Raw genomic sequence first — 15,768 nt, 5'->3', positions numbered from 1 at the left:
CCGCTCAGTAGTAGTTCTTGAAGCAGCCGGGCGGGTTCTGGTGGAACTTGTCGGCGGCGAAGCCGTCACTTGCCTCGGCATGCCACTGCGCGACCGACAGCTCGTCCGAGCCGTCCCACTTGTTCGGCCCGAACGTCATGCTGCAGAACACGACCTGCTGGGCGTAGCGGCCGGTCATGCCCATCGCCTTGCCCCACAGCGCCCTGGTGAGCTGTGTTCCTGCCCGCTCGGCGGCCTGTTTCCAGAGCAGGATCTCGGAGCCCATCTGGTAGTTGAGCAGGCGCTGGGTGTCCTGGTTGGACTTGTTGCTGCCTTCGGTGGCGTAGCCCTGTGGGTAGGTGCGCTTGTAGACCTCGTCGCAGTACTTCGTGAACGCGTTGGTCAGCTGGTCGGCGTTCTTGAGACCGGACAGCGTGGTGCCCAGGCACTGCGTGCCGTCGAACTGGCTCGGCGGGTAGGCACTGGTGACGAAGTCACCGCAGCCGAAGTACTCGTCGCTGTCCGTGTAGCGCGGGTGCCACTGCTCCTTGTCCGCTTCCTGCATGAACTTCGACTTGTAGATCAGGTTCATCTCGAAGATGACGAACGTGACGCCCTTCTGCCGCATGTCGAGCACGGCGTTGGACACCTGCGCGAGCGCCTGGTTGCTGTCGCTGACGAGCTTGACAACGTCGACCGGGTGGATGCCATTGGCATTCAGCGCAGGCAGCAGGCTGCCCTCGACCGACGGGGCGACGTTGGGGATGTCGTGGTAGATGACACCGACCTTGTCGTTGGGGTGCAGGTACTTGTAGGTCGCCAGCCACTTGGCCTGGTTGAGGGCCAGCCGGTCCTTGTTCATGAAGGTCGCCCACATGTAGGGCGCCGCCTGCTTGTACCAGCTCGCCGGCTCGGGGTCGGTGCTGATGAACGGCGTCTTGTTCTCCTTCGCGATGCACAGCTGCGCGACGGAGTCGTAGCCGCCGGTCGTGATGACGGAGAACACCTTCTGGTCCTGCGTCATCGTCTTGCAGGCCGCCTGCATGTCGTTGGCGTCGAGCACGTTGAACGTCTGGCTGTAGGCGGACAGCTTGCGGCCGAGCACGCCGCCGGTGCGGTTGATCTCGTTGGTCCAGGCCGTGATGATCTTCGTCTGGTCGCCGGCCAGTCCGGCGTTGAAGCCCGCGGCCGACAGCTGGTTGGTGTTGGCGATGAGGAAGCCGAGCTTGATGCCGTCCTTGGTCACGCCCTGGTCGGTGGCCCGTAGTGGTCCGTAGCTCAGCTGGCCGGACTTCTCCGCGGCGGCCGCCGTGGTGCCGCCGCCCGCGCCGCCACCGGCACCGCCCGAGGCCGCGGATCCGGCCCCGCTGCTGCCGGCGCCGGCCATCTTGGAGCTTCCGGCGAGAGTGGACCCCGAACCCGCGCCGCCGGAGACGCTGCTCAGCGCCTGACCGCCGCTGCCCGGGACGACGCCGCCGTCACTGCCGATGCCGGCCTGGCCGGGTGCGAGGCTGCCCACCTGCAGCACCTGCTGCTTGGGCGAGGGGTGCGCGAGGTAGCCGATGCCGGCTGCCCCGATCGTCAGCGCCATCCCGAAGATGACCGACCGGGCGTGCAGCGTGAGCGGCTCGGCGCCGCCAAGGCTCCGTGAACGCAGCGGCAGCATGGGGTGACCCTCCGACCTGACGATGGCTTCAGGTGAGACTGAAGTACCGGCCGAGGGGCGTCAACGTAGGTTGCGGGCATTTGCGGACGTGCGACGATGCGCGCCATGTCACCGTCGTCCGCCGACTCCGCCCGTCCCGTCCTCGCCGCCGTCCAGGCCCGTGAGGCCGAGCTCTTCCGGCGTGAGGACGGGCAGGAGGTGCCGCTCGGCCTACGTGGCGCCCGCACCCGCAGCAAGCTGATGCAGGCGGCGTACGACGTATTCACCGAGACAGGCTTCCAATCCTCCTCGGTCGCGATGATTGCCGAGCGGGCCGGCGTCGGGACCGGCACCTTCTACCAGTACTTCCGGGACCGCGGCGACGTGCTCGGGCAGCTGGTCAACGCCGGCGTGGCCGAGCTGGTCGAGTCGCGGCGGATGGCCTGGCGGGTGCGCGACGGCCGCAAGGGCCTCGAGGCGATGATCGGCACCTTCGTGCTGCACTACGCCGAAGGCGCCGCGCTGTGGCGGGTGTGGGAGGAGGTCACCCACACCGACGTCGATCTCGCCGCCGTACGCCGCGACCTGATCTGCCTCATCGACGAGCAGGTCGCTCGCGAGCTGCGGCGCGGGCGCGCGGCCGGGCTGGTCGACGTGACCGGCGACCTGCGGGCGGTGGCGCGGGCGCTGACCGCGATGGCCGACCGCTTCTGCTACCTGACCTACGTCTTCGACCCCGCCGATCCGCCGATGCGCCCGGCCAAGGCGGCGGAGCTGCTCACGACGCTGTGGGCCGAGGCGATCGGGCTGCGCGAACCTACCTGACGGGTCCGTCAGGTTCGGCGTACAGTGCCCGCCATGCATGATCTCGTGATCCGTGGCGCGACCGTCGTCGACGGCACCGGCGCCCCCGCCCGCACCGCAGACGTCGCCGTCGACGGCGACCGCATCGCCGCCGTCGAGCCCGGCGTCGGCATCGGCCGCCGCGAGATCGACGCCGACGGCCTGCTGCTGACCCCCGGCTGGGTGGACATCCACACCCACTACGACGGCCAGGTGAGCTGGGATCCAGAGCTGTCCCCGTCGAGCTGGCACGGCGTGACGACCGTCGTGATGGGCAACTGCGGCGTCGGCTTCGCCCCCGTGCGGCCGGGCGCCGAAGACTTCCTCATCGAGCTGATGGAGGGCGTCGAGGACATCCCGGGCACCGCGCTGCACGAGGGCATCGACTGGCAGTGGGAGTCCTTCGACGGCTACCTCTCGTTCGTCGAGCGCACGCCGCGCACCATGGACGTCGTCGCGCAGGTGCCGCACGCCGCGCTGCGCGCCTACGTCATGGGCGAGCGGGCGCACGACGAGGCCACGCCCGACGACATGGCCGCGATGGCCGATCTGACGGCGCAGGCCCTCGAGGCCGGCGCGGCCGGCTTCACCACCTCGCGCACGATCCTGCACCGTTCGAAGCACGGGTTCGTCCCCGGCACCTCGGCCGCGCCCGACGAGCTGCGCGCCATCGGCGAGGGGCTGCGCCGGGCCGGGCACGGCGTCTTCCAGCTGGTGTCGGACAACGGCGCGCGCGAGCCGGAGCGGGCCTGGATGGTCGACATCGCGCGGCGCACCGGCGCGACCGTGACCTATGCGCTGGCGCAGGAGCCCTGGGCGCCGGCGGGCTACCGCGACGCGCTGGCCGACGCGGCTGCCCTCGCCGACGAGGGCCTGCGGATCGTGCCGCAGGTCTCCTGCCGGCCGACCGGCATGCTCTTCGGGCTGCAGTCGTCGTTGCACCCGTTCATCACGCACCCGACCTGTGCGGGCCTCGCGCGGCTGCCCCTGCCCGAGCGGGTGGCCCAGCTGCGGCGGCCGGAGGTCCGCAGCGCGCTGCTCGCGGAGGAGCCGGGCACCAGCGACCCCATCGCGCTCGCGCTGATGTCGCGGTGGGACCAGATGTTCCCGCTGGGCGACCCGCCCGACTACGAGCCGGCGCCGTCGACGTCGGTCGCCGCGGTGGCCGCCGCGACCGGCCGCACCCCGCAGGAGGTCGTGCTCGACTGGCTGCTCGAGCGCGACGGCACCGCGCTGATCTTCGCCCCGCTCGCGTCGTACGTCGACACCGACCACGAGGCGTTGCGCGAGATGATGACCCACCCGACCACCGTGCTCGGCCTGTCCGACGGTGGTGCGCACTGCGGGCTGATCTGCGACGCGAGCATGCCGACGTTCCTGCTGACGCACTGGGTGCGCGACCGGGCGCGCGGCCCGCGGCTGCCGCTGGAGCAGGTCGTGCACCTGCAGACCGGCCGCACGGCGAGCGTCTACGGGCTCACCGACCGGGGCGTCATCGCGCCGGGCAAGCGCGCCGACCTCAACCTCGTCGACCTCGACAACCTCACGCTGCACGCGCCGGAGATGGTCTTCGACCTGCCTGCGGGCGGCCGCCGCCTCGTGCAGCACGTCGACGGCTACCGCGCGACGGTGGTCGCCGGCGAGGTGACGTTCGAGGACGGCAAGCCGACCGGGGCGCGCCCCGGCGGTCTGGTGCGCATGGGTCGTTGACCCCGCACCGGCCGGGAACACCCGGCCGGTGTCCACTGCTGTCCCAGGGGTGAGTGGCCCGGCGTACCTCGACCGGACGCCCCGGCGAGCCTGGCTCGTCTGGGGCGTCGGCGTCGCGGCCTACGTCGTCGCCGTCTTCCACCGCGGCTCGCTCGGCGTCGCGGCGATCGACGCCGAGCACCGCTTCGGTGTCAGCCCGGCGCTGCTGTCGCTGTTCAGCGTGCTGCAGCTCGCCGTCTACGCCGCGATGCAGATCCCGGTCGGTACGCTGCTCGACCGGTTCGGCTCCCGCCGGATGATCCTCACCGGTGCGGCGCTCATGGCCGTCGGCCAGGTGGCGCTGGCCACCGCGCACCACGTGCCGACGGCGATCGCCGCGCGCGTGCTCGTCGGCGGCGGCGACGCGATGACCTTCATCAGCGTGCTGCGGCTGGTGCCGATGTGGTTCGCGCCGCGGCAGATCCCGCTGGTGACCCAGCTGACCGGCGTGCTCGGCCAGATCGGCCAGATCGCCGCGACCTACCCCCTGGTCGCGTTGCTGCACCACGTCGGCTGGACGGCGTCGTACGCCGGAGCCGCGGGCGTCAGCGTGCTCGTCGCGCTTCTCGTGGCGAGTGTCATGCGCGACCCGCCCGCCACCGGGGGGCGGCGACCGGCACTGCGCCCGCACCTGGTGGCCGCCTGGCGCGAGCACGGCACCCGCATCGGCTTGTGGACGCACTTCGTGACGCAGTTCTCCGGCACGGTCTTCGCGCTGCTGTGGGGCTACCCGTTCCTGGTGAAGGGTGAGGGGCTCTCGCCGTCGACGGCCGGCGTGCTGCTCACCCTGCTCGTGCTGGCGGGCATCGCGGTGGCGCCACTGCTCGGCCGGCTCACCGGTCGCTGGCCGCTTCGTCGCTCGGCGTTGACGCTGACGATCGTCGGCAGCAGCGCGCTGATGTGGACCGTGGTGCTGGTCTGGCCGGGGCGCTGCCCGCTCGCCGTGCTGGTCCTGCTCGTGCTGGTGCTGGGCACCAACGGGCCCGGCTCGATGGTCGGCTTCGACTACGCGCGCACGTTCAACCCGCCGCTACGGCTCGGCAGCGCGAGCGGCATCGTCAACGTTGGCGGCTTCGTGGCGTCGCTGACGACCATCCTCGTGATCGGCATCGTGCTCGACCTGGCGGGCCACGCCGGCCTGGGCTCGCTCGACGGCTACCGGGCGGCGTTCGCGACCCAGTACGTCCTGTGGGGGGCCGGGCTGCTGGGCGTGCTGCACAACCGGCGCATCCTGCGCCGCCGGATCGCGGCCGAGGGCACGGTGATCAGACCGCTGCCGCTGGTGATCCGCGACCGGCTGCGCCGCTAGGTCTTGGCTCGTTCCCGGGACAGCGGGCGCAGCACCGCGTAGCGCACGATCGCGCCACCGATCAGCGCGAGCAGCACGGCGGCGACCGCGCCGGCCGGTGTGTCGTCACCCGGCGCCTTGGCGGCGGCGGCGAGCGGGGTGCTCGCGACGGCGGGGGCCAGGGCACCGCTGTCGTGATGGGTCGCAGAGGGTCGAGGCGCCGGCGCGGGCTCCGCGGGCGGGGGCGGCGCCGCCTTGGTCGGTGCAGGTGCGGCGGGCCGCGCCGGCGGTGGGCCGACGAACGTCGCGAGCTGTGCCACCGCGGAGTCGATCGCCGACATGGCCGTGCTCATGTTGCCGATGTCCGCGAGCAGGATCGTGAACGTGACCCGCTGTCCGGACCGCGCGGTCGTGAAGCCCGACAGCGTGCGGACCCCGTCGAGCGTCCCGGTCTTCGCGTGCACCCGGCCGGTGAGCCACGCGCCGCACAGGCGCCTCTTCAGCGTGCCGGTCTGGCAGGACGACGGCATCGCCGAGGTCAGCACCGGCCCCGCGGGAGTGCTCGCGGCGGCGCTCAGCCAGCTGACCAGCTGGGTCGGGGTCTCCCGGTCGAGGTAGGACAGGCCGGAACCGTCGTAGACCTGCCCGAGCGGCACCCCCAGCCGGTGCGCCACCGCGCCGAGTGCCTTGATGCCGTTGCCCCGCGACCCGTAGCCGGAGGTGGCCGCGCCCACCTCCCGCAGCAGCATCTCGGCGTAGAAGTTGTCCGAGTGCCGCAGCGTCTCGGTCACGATCTGCCGCAGCGGGGCCGAGCCGTCGGTGGCCAGCTGGTGGGTGAGGCGGTGCGGCGCTTGACCGATGCTGTCCCGACCGGCGACCGAGATGCCGTGCCGGGCGAGCGCCCGCCGCCACAGGCCGAGGTTGGCCGGTGTCGGGTCGGCGTCGAATGCCGCACCGCTCGTCCACGTGTTGCGGTCGACGGTGAACGCCGACACCTGGCCGGCCTCGCCGCCGAGGAAGTCTGGTTGCCAGCCGGGGGCGACGACGTCGTGGGCGTAGCGGCTGTCGTCCACCACCAGCCCGCCGGCGACCCGGCGCAGGCCCGCGCCGGCCAGCGCGGCCGCGAGCCCGTCGAGCCGTGCCGAGGTGAGCGTGGGGTCACCCGAGCCGACGACGACGAGGTCGCCCATCAGCACCCCGTCCCGCCGGATCGGTGCGCCGTCGGAGAAAACCCTTGTGGCGTAACGGAAATCAGGGCCGAGCGTGAGCAGGGCGGTGGTCGTGGTGAAGATCTTCTGGGTGCTCGCCGGTCGCTGCTCCTGACCGGAGTCGACGCCGAACGTGCCGAGTCCGGCCACGTCGATCGTCGCTGCGACCTTCTGCGCCGTCGACGCGGCGAGCGCGCCGGTGACCCGGTCCTGCAGCGCCGACAGGGGGCCGTCGGCCGCCAGAGCGGACGGGGAGCCGCTGCAGAGCAGCAGCGTGGAGAGCAACCCGGTCAGCAGGCAGCCTCCGGCCACATGGCGGAACCGGGACATGCGCCCACGCTACGGAGCGGTGGCCGTCACGTGGGCCGGAACTTCGCAAATCCCCCGTACGGATGACTCTCGCGGTGGTCATGGTCAACTAACCGGATGACCGACGACCAGCGGCTCGCCGCCGAGCTCGCGACCGAGGCGGGCCGGCGGCTCGTCGGTCTGCGCGGGCGGATGGCGGGCGCGGCAGCCCACGAGGTCCGCGACGCGGGGGACGCCAGCTCGCACGAGTTCCTCGTCGCTCGGCTCGCCGACGCCCGTCCCGACGATGCGGTGCTCTCGGAGGAGGGCCGTGACGACCCGGCGCGGCTCGACGCCCAGCGCCTCTGGATCGTCGACCCGCTCGACGGCACCCGGGAGTACGGCGAGCCCGGCCGGGTCGACTGGGCGGTGCACGTCGCGCTCTGGGAGCGCGGATCGCTGATCGCCGCGGCCGTCGCGCTGCCCGCGGAGGAGGTCACGTTCTCGGCGGGTGGCGAGCTGCCGGAGCGGGCGGAGCCGGAGCGGCCGCTGCGCATGGTCGTCTCCCGCAGCCGGCCGCCGTTGTTCGTCGACGAGGTCGCGCGGCGGATCGGTGCGGTGACGCTGCCGCACGGGTCGGCGGGCGGCAAGGCGATGGCGGTGGTGCGGGGCGACGCCGACGTCTACCTGCACGCGGGCGCGATGCGCGAGTGGGACTCGGCGGCCCCCGCCGGGGTGGCGGTTGCGGCCGGCCTGCACGTCAGCCGGTTCGACGGGTCGCCGTTGCAGTTCAACACGCCACGGGCGATCACCGATCAGCTGCTGATCTGCCCGCCGTCGGTGGCGGCGGAGGTCATGGCCGCGATTGCGGCACGATGACCTCGCGGACCTCGGCAGGTGCGGGGCGCGGCGCCGGCGTCGGTGGGGCGTCGGTCGTCTTCTCGTCGAAGGGGAACATCGGCCCCCGTCGGTCGCTGCTCAGCAACCGCGTCACGGTCTGCGCCGGCTGCGGGGTCGTGAAGAAGTAGCCCTGGGCGAGCCCGCAGCCCAGGTCGCGTAGCGCGCGCACCTGCTCGCGGGTCTCGGTGCCCTCGGCGATCGACACCAGGCGAAGGGCCTTGGCCATGCCGATGACCGCCGTGACGATCGCCACGTCGTCGGCGTCGTTGCCGATGCCGTCGACGAACGCCCGGTCGATCTTCACCGCGTCGATCGGGAGCCGCTTCAGGTAGGCCAGCGAGGCGTAGCCGGTGCCGAAGTCGTCGACCGCGAGCCGGATGCCGAGGCTGCGCAGCGCGGTCATCTGCCGGATCGCGGCCTCGGCGTCCTCGAGCAGGGCCGACTCGGTGATCTCCAGCCCGATCTGGCGGGGGTCGACGGCCTTCCGCTCGAGCACGGTGGCGACCTGCTCGACGATCGAGGGGTTCGCCAGCTGCCGCGGCGAGAGGTTGACCCAGACCGGGAGCGGCCCGCCGTCGTGCCGGGCGTTGCGCCACAGCGCCGCCTGGGCCGCGGCGGTCTCCAGCACCCACAGCCCGATCGGCTCGATGAGACCGGTCTCCTCGGCCAGCGGGATGAACTCCGCCGGCGGCACTAGACCCCGGTCCGGGTGGTGCCAGCGCAGCAGCGCCTCGACCGCGGTGATGTGGCCGTCGTCGAGGGAGACCTCCGGCTGGTAGACCAACCGGAACTCGCCCTCGGACAGGGCGCGGTGCAGGTCGTTGCCGGTGCGCAGCCGGTGTACGGCGAAGGTGCGCAGCGACTCGGAGTAGATCTCGTGCCGCGCCCGCCCGCGCTCCTTGGCCAGGTGCATCGCGGCGTCGGCGTCGCGCAGCATCGTCGGCGCCGTCGCTGCGCCCGAACCGGACAGGGTGATGCCGATGCTGACGGTCAGGAAGACCCGATCGCCGTCCAGGTCGAACGGCGCCGAGAGTGCCGCCGAGAACCGCTGGGCGATCTCGCCGGCCTGCTCCTCGTCGGTCACCTCCTCGCAGAGGACCGTGAAGGTGTCGCTGCCGAACCGCGCGGCGGTGTCGCCTGGACGCAGCACGTCGCTGAGCCGCGACGCGGCGCGCACCAGGAGCGAGTCGCCGGCGTGGTGGCCGTAGGAGTCGTTGACCAGCTTGAAGCGGTCGATGTTCAGCGACATCACCGCGATCCGGGTGTGGCCGTGGTCGGCCCGCACCAGTGCCTGGTCGAGCCGGTCGAGGAAGAGCACCCGGTTGGGCAGGCCGGTCAGCTGGTCGTAGAGGTCGGCCTGCAGCAGGCGCGCCTCGACCTGCTTGCGCTCGGTGATGTCGCGGCTGATCGAGGAGAAGAAGGCGATGTCGCCCCGGTCGTCGCGATGTGCGACGAGGACCAGCGAGACCGGCATCTCCCGGTGGGGCAGGCGCACGGTCATGTCGCCGACCCACACGTCGTTCTCCGCGACCGCAGGTAGCGCCTCCCGCGCGAGCTTCGCCTGCGACACCGGGGTGAGCAGCGTGGCGGCGATATCGATGTGCGGCACCTCCTCGTCGGGGCCGATGCCCAGCAACCGGCGGGCCGACGGGTTGAGGTAGGTGATGTAGCCGTCCGGATCGGTGGTGAACACGAAGTCCGGGACGCCCTCGACGATCTGCGACAGCTGCTGCAGCCGGTCGCGCTGCGCAATGTCTCCGGTCTCGTCGTAGACGTTCGCGATCCACGCGTCCAGCCGCTCGCCGTCGACCACCGGTTGTGCCTGCAGCCGAAGGTGGCGCACCTCGCCGTCGGCTCGCAGGATCCGGAACCGACCGCGGTAGATCTCCCGGCGCGCGCTCACCACCGCCCACTCGGACAGCACCTGCTCTACGTCGTCCGGGTGCAGGGGCAGCGCGCGGGCCAGCCCCTCGGTGCCGGTGGGCGCGGCCCCGCCGGTCAGCTCGACCAGCCGCTGGTTGGCGTAGAGCGGCTCTCCGGCGACGCTCATGATGAGAATCCCGAGCGGGCTGTCGTCGAGGAGATCGCGGTTGCGGCGTACCAGATTGTCGCGCGAGCGGCGCAGCAGCAGCGCGGCGTACGAAGCCGCCAGGGTGCCCGCGGTCATGACCCCCGTCGTCAGGGCCAGGGCGAGCGTGCCGCTGCCGTCCATGGCTCCGCTCTGCTCGTCGGTGACATCATCGCCGCAATTGCGCGGTTCTCTGCTCGCATGGTGGCCCAATGTCCGGTCGGTCCGGAATAGCCCGGCGGGGCCATACGAAGTCGGGCCAGTCGGCGTCATTCGGTCGGATCCCCTAGGAGTGGCCCGAACCGGTGATGCGTCTAGTCCGTTCGGGGCAGGCCGGATGGTCGACTCGGCGGGTGTACGCCGGTCTGTGGCTGCCGATGACATCGCTGTGGCAGTGCACTCCCAGGCCGACGACTTCTTCGCCGCAACCGCGGCTGGCCAGGGCGCACCCGAGAAGGCGCCGCACCTGCGCGTTGTCAGGCCGCCCGAGCCCGGGATGATGGACCGCCGGCTCGCGATCCAGCTGCTGCGGGAGTACTACGCGGACGAGCCGGTCAGGCCCGACGGGCAGTGAGCTCGCGGATCTCTTCGGCCGGGTAGGCGTCGCCGGCGTCGGTGCGCAGCCGCGGCAGGCTCTGGGGCGCGTGCTCGACCAGCCAGTCGATGAGCTCCTCGCGCACGTCGCAGCGCAGGTCCCAGGCGCTCGGGGCGTCGGCAGCGCTGGCGAGCACTCGCACGACCATCGTCGACGGGGTGGTGTCGACGACCTGCAGCACCCAGTCGCGGCGGTCCCACAGCGGTGAGTCGTTGATGACCTGCTGCGCTTTGCGCCGCAGCGGCTCCAGCGGCGTGCGGTAGTCGAGGTAGAGCATCACCGAACCGACGACCCGGGACTCCGTCCGCGTCCAGTTCTGGAACGGCGCCGTCGTGAAGTAGCTCGTCGGCAGCACGAGCCGTCGCTCGTCCCACAGCGCGAGCGTCACCGTCATGAGGTTGAGCGACTCGACCCGACCCCACTCGTTCTCCACGACGACCACGTCGTCGATTCGCAGGGCGTCGGAGAACGCCAGCTGCAGGCCCGCGAACACGTTCTTCAGGGCGCTCTGCGAAGCCGCGCCCGCGACGATGCCGATGATGCCCGCGGAGGCCAGCAGCGAGGCGCCGAACGCGCGGAACCGGCCGAAGGTCATGAGCATGGCGGCCGCCGCGACGATGCTGACGCCGACCGCCGTGAGCGAGCGCAGGATCGAGATCTGCGTGCGCAGCTTGCGCGCCCGGCGGTTGTCGCGCATGTCGATGCGGACCCGCGCGAACGCGAAGTCCTGGACGACGAACAACGCCGCGACCGCGAGCCAGGCGGTCGCCGCGATCAGACCGAGCGTGAACGCGTGCCGCAGCGCGTCGCGGGACCCGCCGTCGAGATGTGCCCCCGACAGCGCGACCGTGAGCGCGACGACGACGAGCGTGCAGATGAACGGTCGGTGACAGCGCCGATGCACCCGCCACAGGAGTGCCGTCTCGTCGTGGCGCCCGATCCGCAAGGCGATCCGGGAGATCACCCAGCCGATCAGCAACGCGGTCAGCGCCGCTCCGACGAGCACGGCAGTTGCGCGCCAGATGGTGTCCATGTGACCAGCGTTGCCGGTCAGCGGCCGCCTACACGGCTCGGCGGGGCAGGTGTGACTCGATGCTCAGTCGGTGCCGCGGTACAGCGAGCGGACGGGCGCGGCCATCTTCGAGCGGATCAGCGGCTCGAAGTGCTCCAGCGGAGGCGTGGGGTAGCCGGGGTCGAACGCGACCTGGTCGAAGTCGGCGCAGAACTCCGCGGTGAGGTCGAACCACTCGTGCCCGCGGTAGCGCTCGCGCCGGTCACGGTCGAGGCCGATGAAGTGGAAGAAGTAGTAGCCCTGGAACTCCGCGTGCTTCTCCACCATCCAGTGCAGGTCGTCGGAGACGAACGGCTTCACGATCGCGGCGGCGATGTCAGCGTGGTTGAACGGGCCGAGGGTGTCGCCGATGTCGTGCAGCAGCGCGCAGAGGACGTAGTCGTCGCTGCGGCCGGCCTTCTCCGCGCGGGCCGCGGTCTGCAGGCTGTGCGTGAGCCGGTCGACGGCGAAGCCGCCGAAGTCGCCGTCGAGCAGTCGCAGGTGCGTGAGGACCCGGTCGGGTAGCCCGGCGCCGAACTCCAGCGAGTGGCCCGCGATGATCGACCAGTCTTCCTGGGTGCCCTCGTCCATCGCGTGGAAGCGGGCGCGTTGCATCTGTTCCGGGGCAGCGGTCATGGGTCGGAGCGTACGCCGTGCCTGCCCGTGGATGCACGGGTCAAGATCTGTGGCCGACCGGCGCAACTGCGGATCACCCGCTCGGGTGCGCAAGGGATCCGGGGGATCGGTCGACGTTCTTTGTGTGCCACGTGACTGCTGTGACGAAGGTTCCTGCGCCTTGCCCATGGAGCTGCTGCGGGCGGGGGTGCCGTTGTCCCTTCTCGTCGACCTGGTGGCGCCCGAAGGACCCGACAGCGAGCTGATCTCGCTGGTCGAGGGAGGCGCGTCGTCCTGCCTAGACTCGGTCACGTGGGCTGGGAGCACGAGCTGCGATCGAGGGGCTACCGCCTGACGCCCCAGCGCCAGCTGGTGCTCGAGGCGGTCGAGACGCTCGGCCACGCGACTCCCGACGACATCGCGGCGGAGGTACGCCGCGTTGCCTCGACCGTCAACATCTCCACCGTCTACCGCACGCTGGAGCTGCTCGAGGATCTCGGGCTGGTGACCCACACGCACCTCGGCCACGGTTCCGCGACCTACCACCCGGCGGCGGACGCCGACCACCTGCACCTCGTCTGCCGCGACTGCGGGAACGTCGACGAGGTGCCTCCCACGCTCGTGCAGGGAGCCGTCGACCGGATTGCCACGGAGCGCGGATTTCACGTGGACGTGGGGCATTTCGCCATCTTCGGCACGTGCCGTGGATGCCGTTCCGCTGGTTCGGCCGGCGACTGACGGGCCGGTCGAAGCGGCTACAGCGGGCTATCTGTCGCCGGTTCCAACGGCCCGAGATGGTCACCGGCGGGCCGGCCAGGGGGTCGGCGCAAATACGACTCGTCCGGTGCGGTGATACAAACCGACCCCCGGTTAGTCACAAGGAACTAGCGACAACCCCACCCGCTAGTCATGACCCGAAGGGGTGACCTCCCCGAACCTTCAGTAGCCGCACGGTTACGGAGGGTGCTATGCAGGCAATCCGTGCCCGGGGTCTCGCTCTTCTCAGCGGACTCCTGGTCATCGCCAGTGTTCTGACCGGCACCGTCGCCGGTGTCTCCGCCGCTTCATCGGCATCGTCAGGGGCCTCGGTTGACCCCGGCCTGCGCGGGCTTTCCGGCGCGGTCAAGGTCGTCGTGCAGACGACCGGCGGCGCGGTGGCCTCCGTCGAGCAGAGGGTCGCCGACCTGGGCGGCACGGTGACGAAGCAGCTGTCGATCATCGACGGCTTCGCGGCCGCCGTGCCCGGCGGAAAGATCGCCGAGCTGGCGGCCACTCAGGGCATCCGCGCGATCTCGCGAGACCTGCCCGTGCACGTGCAGGGGTCGATCAACGACCCGTCGACCTGGCCGTCGGTCTACAGCAAGGTCGTCCGTGCCGACGACCTCGCCGCCTCCGGCGCGAGCGGCCAGGGCGTCACCGTCGCCCTGGTCGACACCGGCGTCGACTCGGGGCTCCCGGACCTGGCCGGGCAGGTCGTGCCGGTGACGACCGACCCGCTCGGCCTCACCAAGGCCTCCTGCGTCAACTTGTCCGGCGACCCGGGCTGCCAGGACTCCTACGGTCACGGCACGTTCATCGCCGGCCTCATCGCGGGTAACGGTGCGGCCTCGAACGGGCAGTACGTCGGCACCGCGCCGCGCGCGAAGATCGTGTCCGTCAAGATCGCCGGGCCGGACGGGTCGTCCGACGTGTCGAACGTGCTCGCCGCCATCCAGTGGGTCGTCAGCTTCAAGGACACCTACGGCATCCGCGTCCTCAACCTGTCGCTCGGCACCGACTCGACGCAGTCGTACAAGGTCGACCCGCTCGACTACGCGGTGGAGAAGGCCTGGCAGTCGGGCGTCGTCGTCGTCGTCGCCGCGTCCAACCGCGGGCCGGCGCCGCAGACGATCAGCAAGCCGGCCGACGACCCGTTCGTGCTGACCGTCGGTGCCATCGACGACCAGGGCACCCCCGGCCTGGGCGACGACGTGCTGCCGAACTTCTCGTCGCACGGCCCGACGGCTGCCGACGGCATCGCCAAGCCGGACGTCGTGGCCCCGGGTGCGCACGTCGTCTCGCTGGCGGCGCGCAACGCGACGATCACCAACCAGTTCCCGTCGTCGATGGCGGCGCCGTACCGCCGCGGTTCCGGCACCTCGATGGCCACCGGCATCGTCAGCGGCCTCGTCGCCGACATGCTGTCGGCCAACCCGTCGATGACGCCGGACCGGGTGAAGTACGCGCTCATGTCGACCGCACGCCCGGACGCCTCGAGCGACCCGATGGCGGTGGGCGCAGGTGTGGTCGACGGCTACTCCGCCGTCTACTCCGCGCCGGCTGGGCTGGCCAACCAGGGGGTGCCGTCGGGCAACGGCACCGGTTCGCTCGACCTGTCGCGCGGCACGGTTTACGTCTCCGCGGCCGGATCCAGCGGTTCGGTGGTAGTCAATGGCAATCTCACAACTCAGCTCACGCTGTGGGATCCGGTCTCTACGCTGTTCACGTCATGGACCGGTAGCAATTGGTGGGCGAGTCAGTGGACGGGTTCCAACTGGTGGGGTTCCAACTGGTGGGGTTCCAACTGGTGGGGCCAGCCGGAGTCGACCAACTGGTATGGCAGCAACTGGTGGGGTTCGGCCTGGTACGGAGCTTGGGACAACTAAGTGACTGCTGACGGGGGACGTCGTCCGAGCGCGCTCGCGATCTATGTGGGCGCGCTCGTGGCGGCGGCAGGCGTGAGCGTTCCGCTGTTCGCGCTGTCGGCGAAGCCGTCGCTACCGAGCGACTGGTACATCCTGCCCGTTCTCGCCGTGCTGGTCTTTGCGGCCGAGCAACTGCAGATTCGTTACCAGTACAGAAGCGTTGTCGAGTCGTTCACGGTGATGGAGGCGGCGATCGCGCCGCTCCTGCTCGGCTACCGCGGCGGCGTTGCCGTGCTCGTTGTGGTCGCAGCGCAGATCTTCGCCTCCGCGCTCGGCAGGAACTCGTTCATCAAGTCTGCCTTCAACGTTGCCCAGTGGGCGCTTGCCACATCGTTGGCAACGGCCGTGACCGATTCGGTTGCCGACCCGGGAAGCAGCCACCACACGATCTTGCTGTCGGCTGTGGCCGGGTTGATCACCCTCATGGTCGTCAACCAAGTGGCATTCACGGCGGTCCTGGTCCTGGCGAAACAGCGGCAACTGCTGGTGCCGCACGTTGTCGGACTCCGGATGCTGAACGCGATTGTGAGCGTCTGCTACGGGGTGTTCTTGGCCGCCTCGTATGCGTGGGTCCCTTGGACCGCCGTGCTGTTCCTCCCCCCGCTGGTGCTCCTGCACCTGGCCGGGCGCGGGATTGCGGCGGTTTCCGTCGACCGGCTGCGGCTGCGTGCCCTGCAGCAGGCGACCCACGTGCTGGCGACGTCGTTCAACCCCGCGGCGGCGTACCCCGAGCTGTTGCGCACGGTGCGGACGGCGTTCGAGGTGCGGGCTGCGGACCTCGCGCTCTTCCGCGACCTCGGGCACTACGAGCTGCACCGGCTGACCCGCGAGGGTTACCAGCACCTCGACGAGGCC

13 protein-coding genes are annotated in these 15,768 nt (G+C 71.1%); 8 read left to right on the top strand and 5 right to left on the bottom strand.

Annotated elements, in window-relative coordinates:
- Positions 1-4: 4 nt before the first annotated feature.
- Entirely contained in the window at positions 5-1,645 is a 1,641-nt protein-coding gene (locus tag VFJ21_07145; protein ID HET7406900.1) for a hypothetical protein, read from the bottom strand.
- Positions 1,646-1,750: 105 nt separating this feature from the next.
- Between VFJ21_07145 and VFJ21_07140 the strand changes: the two genes are divergently transcribed.
- From VFJ21_07140 to VFJ21_07130, 3 genes are read left to right on the top strand one after another with little or no spacing between them, the layout of a single operon-like run.
- Positions 1,751-2,449, top strand: a complete 699-nt coding sequence (locus VFJ21_07140) for a TetR/AcrR family transcriptional regulator (protein ID HET7406899.1) — start codon at positions 1,751-1,753, stop codon at positions 2,447-2,449.
- A 33-nt stretch (positions 2,450-2,482) separates the two neighbouring features.
- Entirely contained in the window at positions 2,483-4,177 is a 1,695-nt protein-coding gene (locus VFJ21_07135; protein ID HET7406898.1) for an amidohydrolase family protein, read from the top strand.
- A 49-nt stretch (positions 4,178-4,226) separates the two neighbouring features.
- Positions 4,227-5,525 (top strand): MFS transporter, encoded by a 1,299-nt coding sequence (locus VFJ21_07130; GenBank protein HET7406897.1) that lies wholly within the window; start codon positions 4,227-4,229, stop codon positions 5,523-5,525.
- Here the strand turns inward: VFJ21_07130 and dacB are convergent.
- Positions 5,522-7,042 carry a D-alanyl-D-alanine carboxypeptidase/D-alanyl-D-alanine-endopeptidase gene (gene dacB / locus VFJ21_07125; protein HET7406896.1) on the bottom strand — a complete coding sequence of 507 codons (1,521 nt, stop codon included), beginning with the start codon at positions 7,040-7,042 and terminating at the stop codon, positions 5,522-5,524. The genes VFJ21_07130 and dacB overlap by 4 nt on opposite strands.
- Before the next feature lie 96 nt (positions 7,043-7,138).
- Between dacB and VFJ21_07120 the strand changes: the two genes are divergently transcribed.
- On the top strand, positions 7,139-7,879 hold the full coding sequence (locus tag VFJ21_07120) for a 3'(2'),5'-bisphosphate nucleotidase CysQ (GenBank protein ID HET7406895.1): 741 nt from the start codon (positions 7,139-7,141) through the stop codon (positions 7,877-7,879).
- Here the strand turns inward: VFJ21_07120 and VFJ21_07115 are convergent.
- Entirely contained in the window at positions 7,854-10,112 is a 2,259-nt protein-coding gene (locus VFJ21_07115; protein HET7406894.1) for an EAL domain-containing protein, read from the bottom strand. The two genes, VFJ21_07120 and VFJ21_07115, sit on opposite strands and share 26 nt — an antisense overlap.
- A 244-nt stretch (positions 10,113-10,356) precedes the next feature.
- On the opposite strand from VFJ21_07115, the gene VFJ21_07110 reads away from it, so the two are divergent.
- Positions 10,357-10,542, top strand: coding sequence for a hypothetical protein (locus VFJ21_07110; protein ID HET7406893.1), 186 nt, complete (start codon positions 10,357-10,359; stop codon positions 10,540-10,542).
- Here VFJ21_07110 and VFJ21_07105 read toward each other — a convergent pair.
- Positions 10,523-11,596: a mechanosensitive ion channel domain-containing protein gene (locus VFJ21_07105; protein ID HET7406892.1), complete on the bottom strand. Its 1,074-nt coding sequence runs from the start codon at positions 11,594-11,596 to the stop codon at positions 10,523-10,525. The two genes, VFJ21_07110 and VFJ21_07105, sit on opposite strands and share 20 nt — an antisense overlap.
- Before the next feature lie 63 nt (positions 11,597-11,659).
- Complete coding sequence (locus VFJ21_07100; GenBank protein ID HET7406891.1) at positions 11,660-12,250, bottom strand: HD domain-containing protein; 591 nt, start codon at positions 12,248-12,250, stop codon at positions 11,660-11,662.
- A 291-nt stretch (positions 12,251-12,541) separates the two neighbouring features.
- Here VFJ21_07100 and VFJ21_07095 point away from each other — a divergent pair, with 291 nt between their 5' ends.
- The 3 genes from VFJ21_07095 to VFJ21_07085 all read left to right on the top strand — a co-directional run.
- Positions 12,542-12,967: a transcriptional repressor gene (locus VFJ21_07095; GenBank protein ID HET7406890.1), complete on the top strand. Its 426-nt coding sequence runs from the start codon at positions 12,542-12,544 to the stop codon at positions 12,965-12,967.
- 230 nt (positions 12,968-13,197) lie between these two features.
- Positions 13,198-14,874, top strand: a complete 1,677-nt coding sequence (locus tag VFJ21_07090; GenBank protein HET7406889.1) for a S8 family peptidase — start codon at positions 13,198-13,200, stop codon at positions 14,872-14,874.
- Positions 14,875-15,768: hypothetical protein (locus tag VFJ21_07085; protein ID HET7406888.1), on the top strand; the 894-nt coding region annotated here is incomplete at its 3' end.

It is taken from the genome of Mycobacteriales bacterium (genome assembly GCA_035690485.1).
Lineage (GTDB): Bacteria > Actinomycetota > Actinomycetes > JAFAQI01 > DASSKL01 > DASSKL01.
The sequence above is the reverse complement of the archived record's forward strand: the minus strand, read 5'-3'. Positions and strand labels throughout refer to the sequence as shown.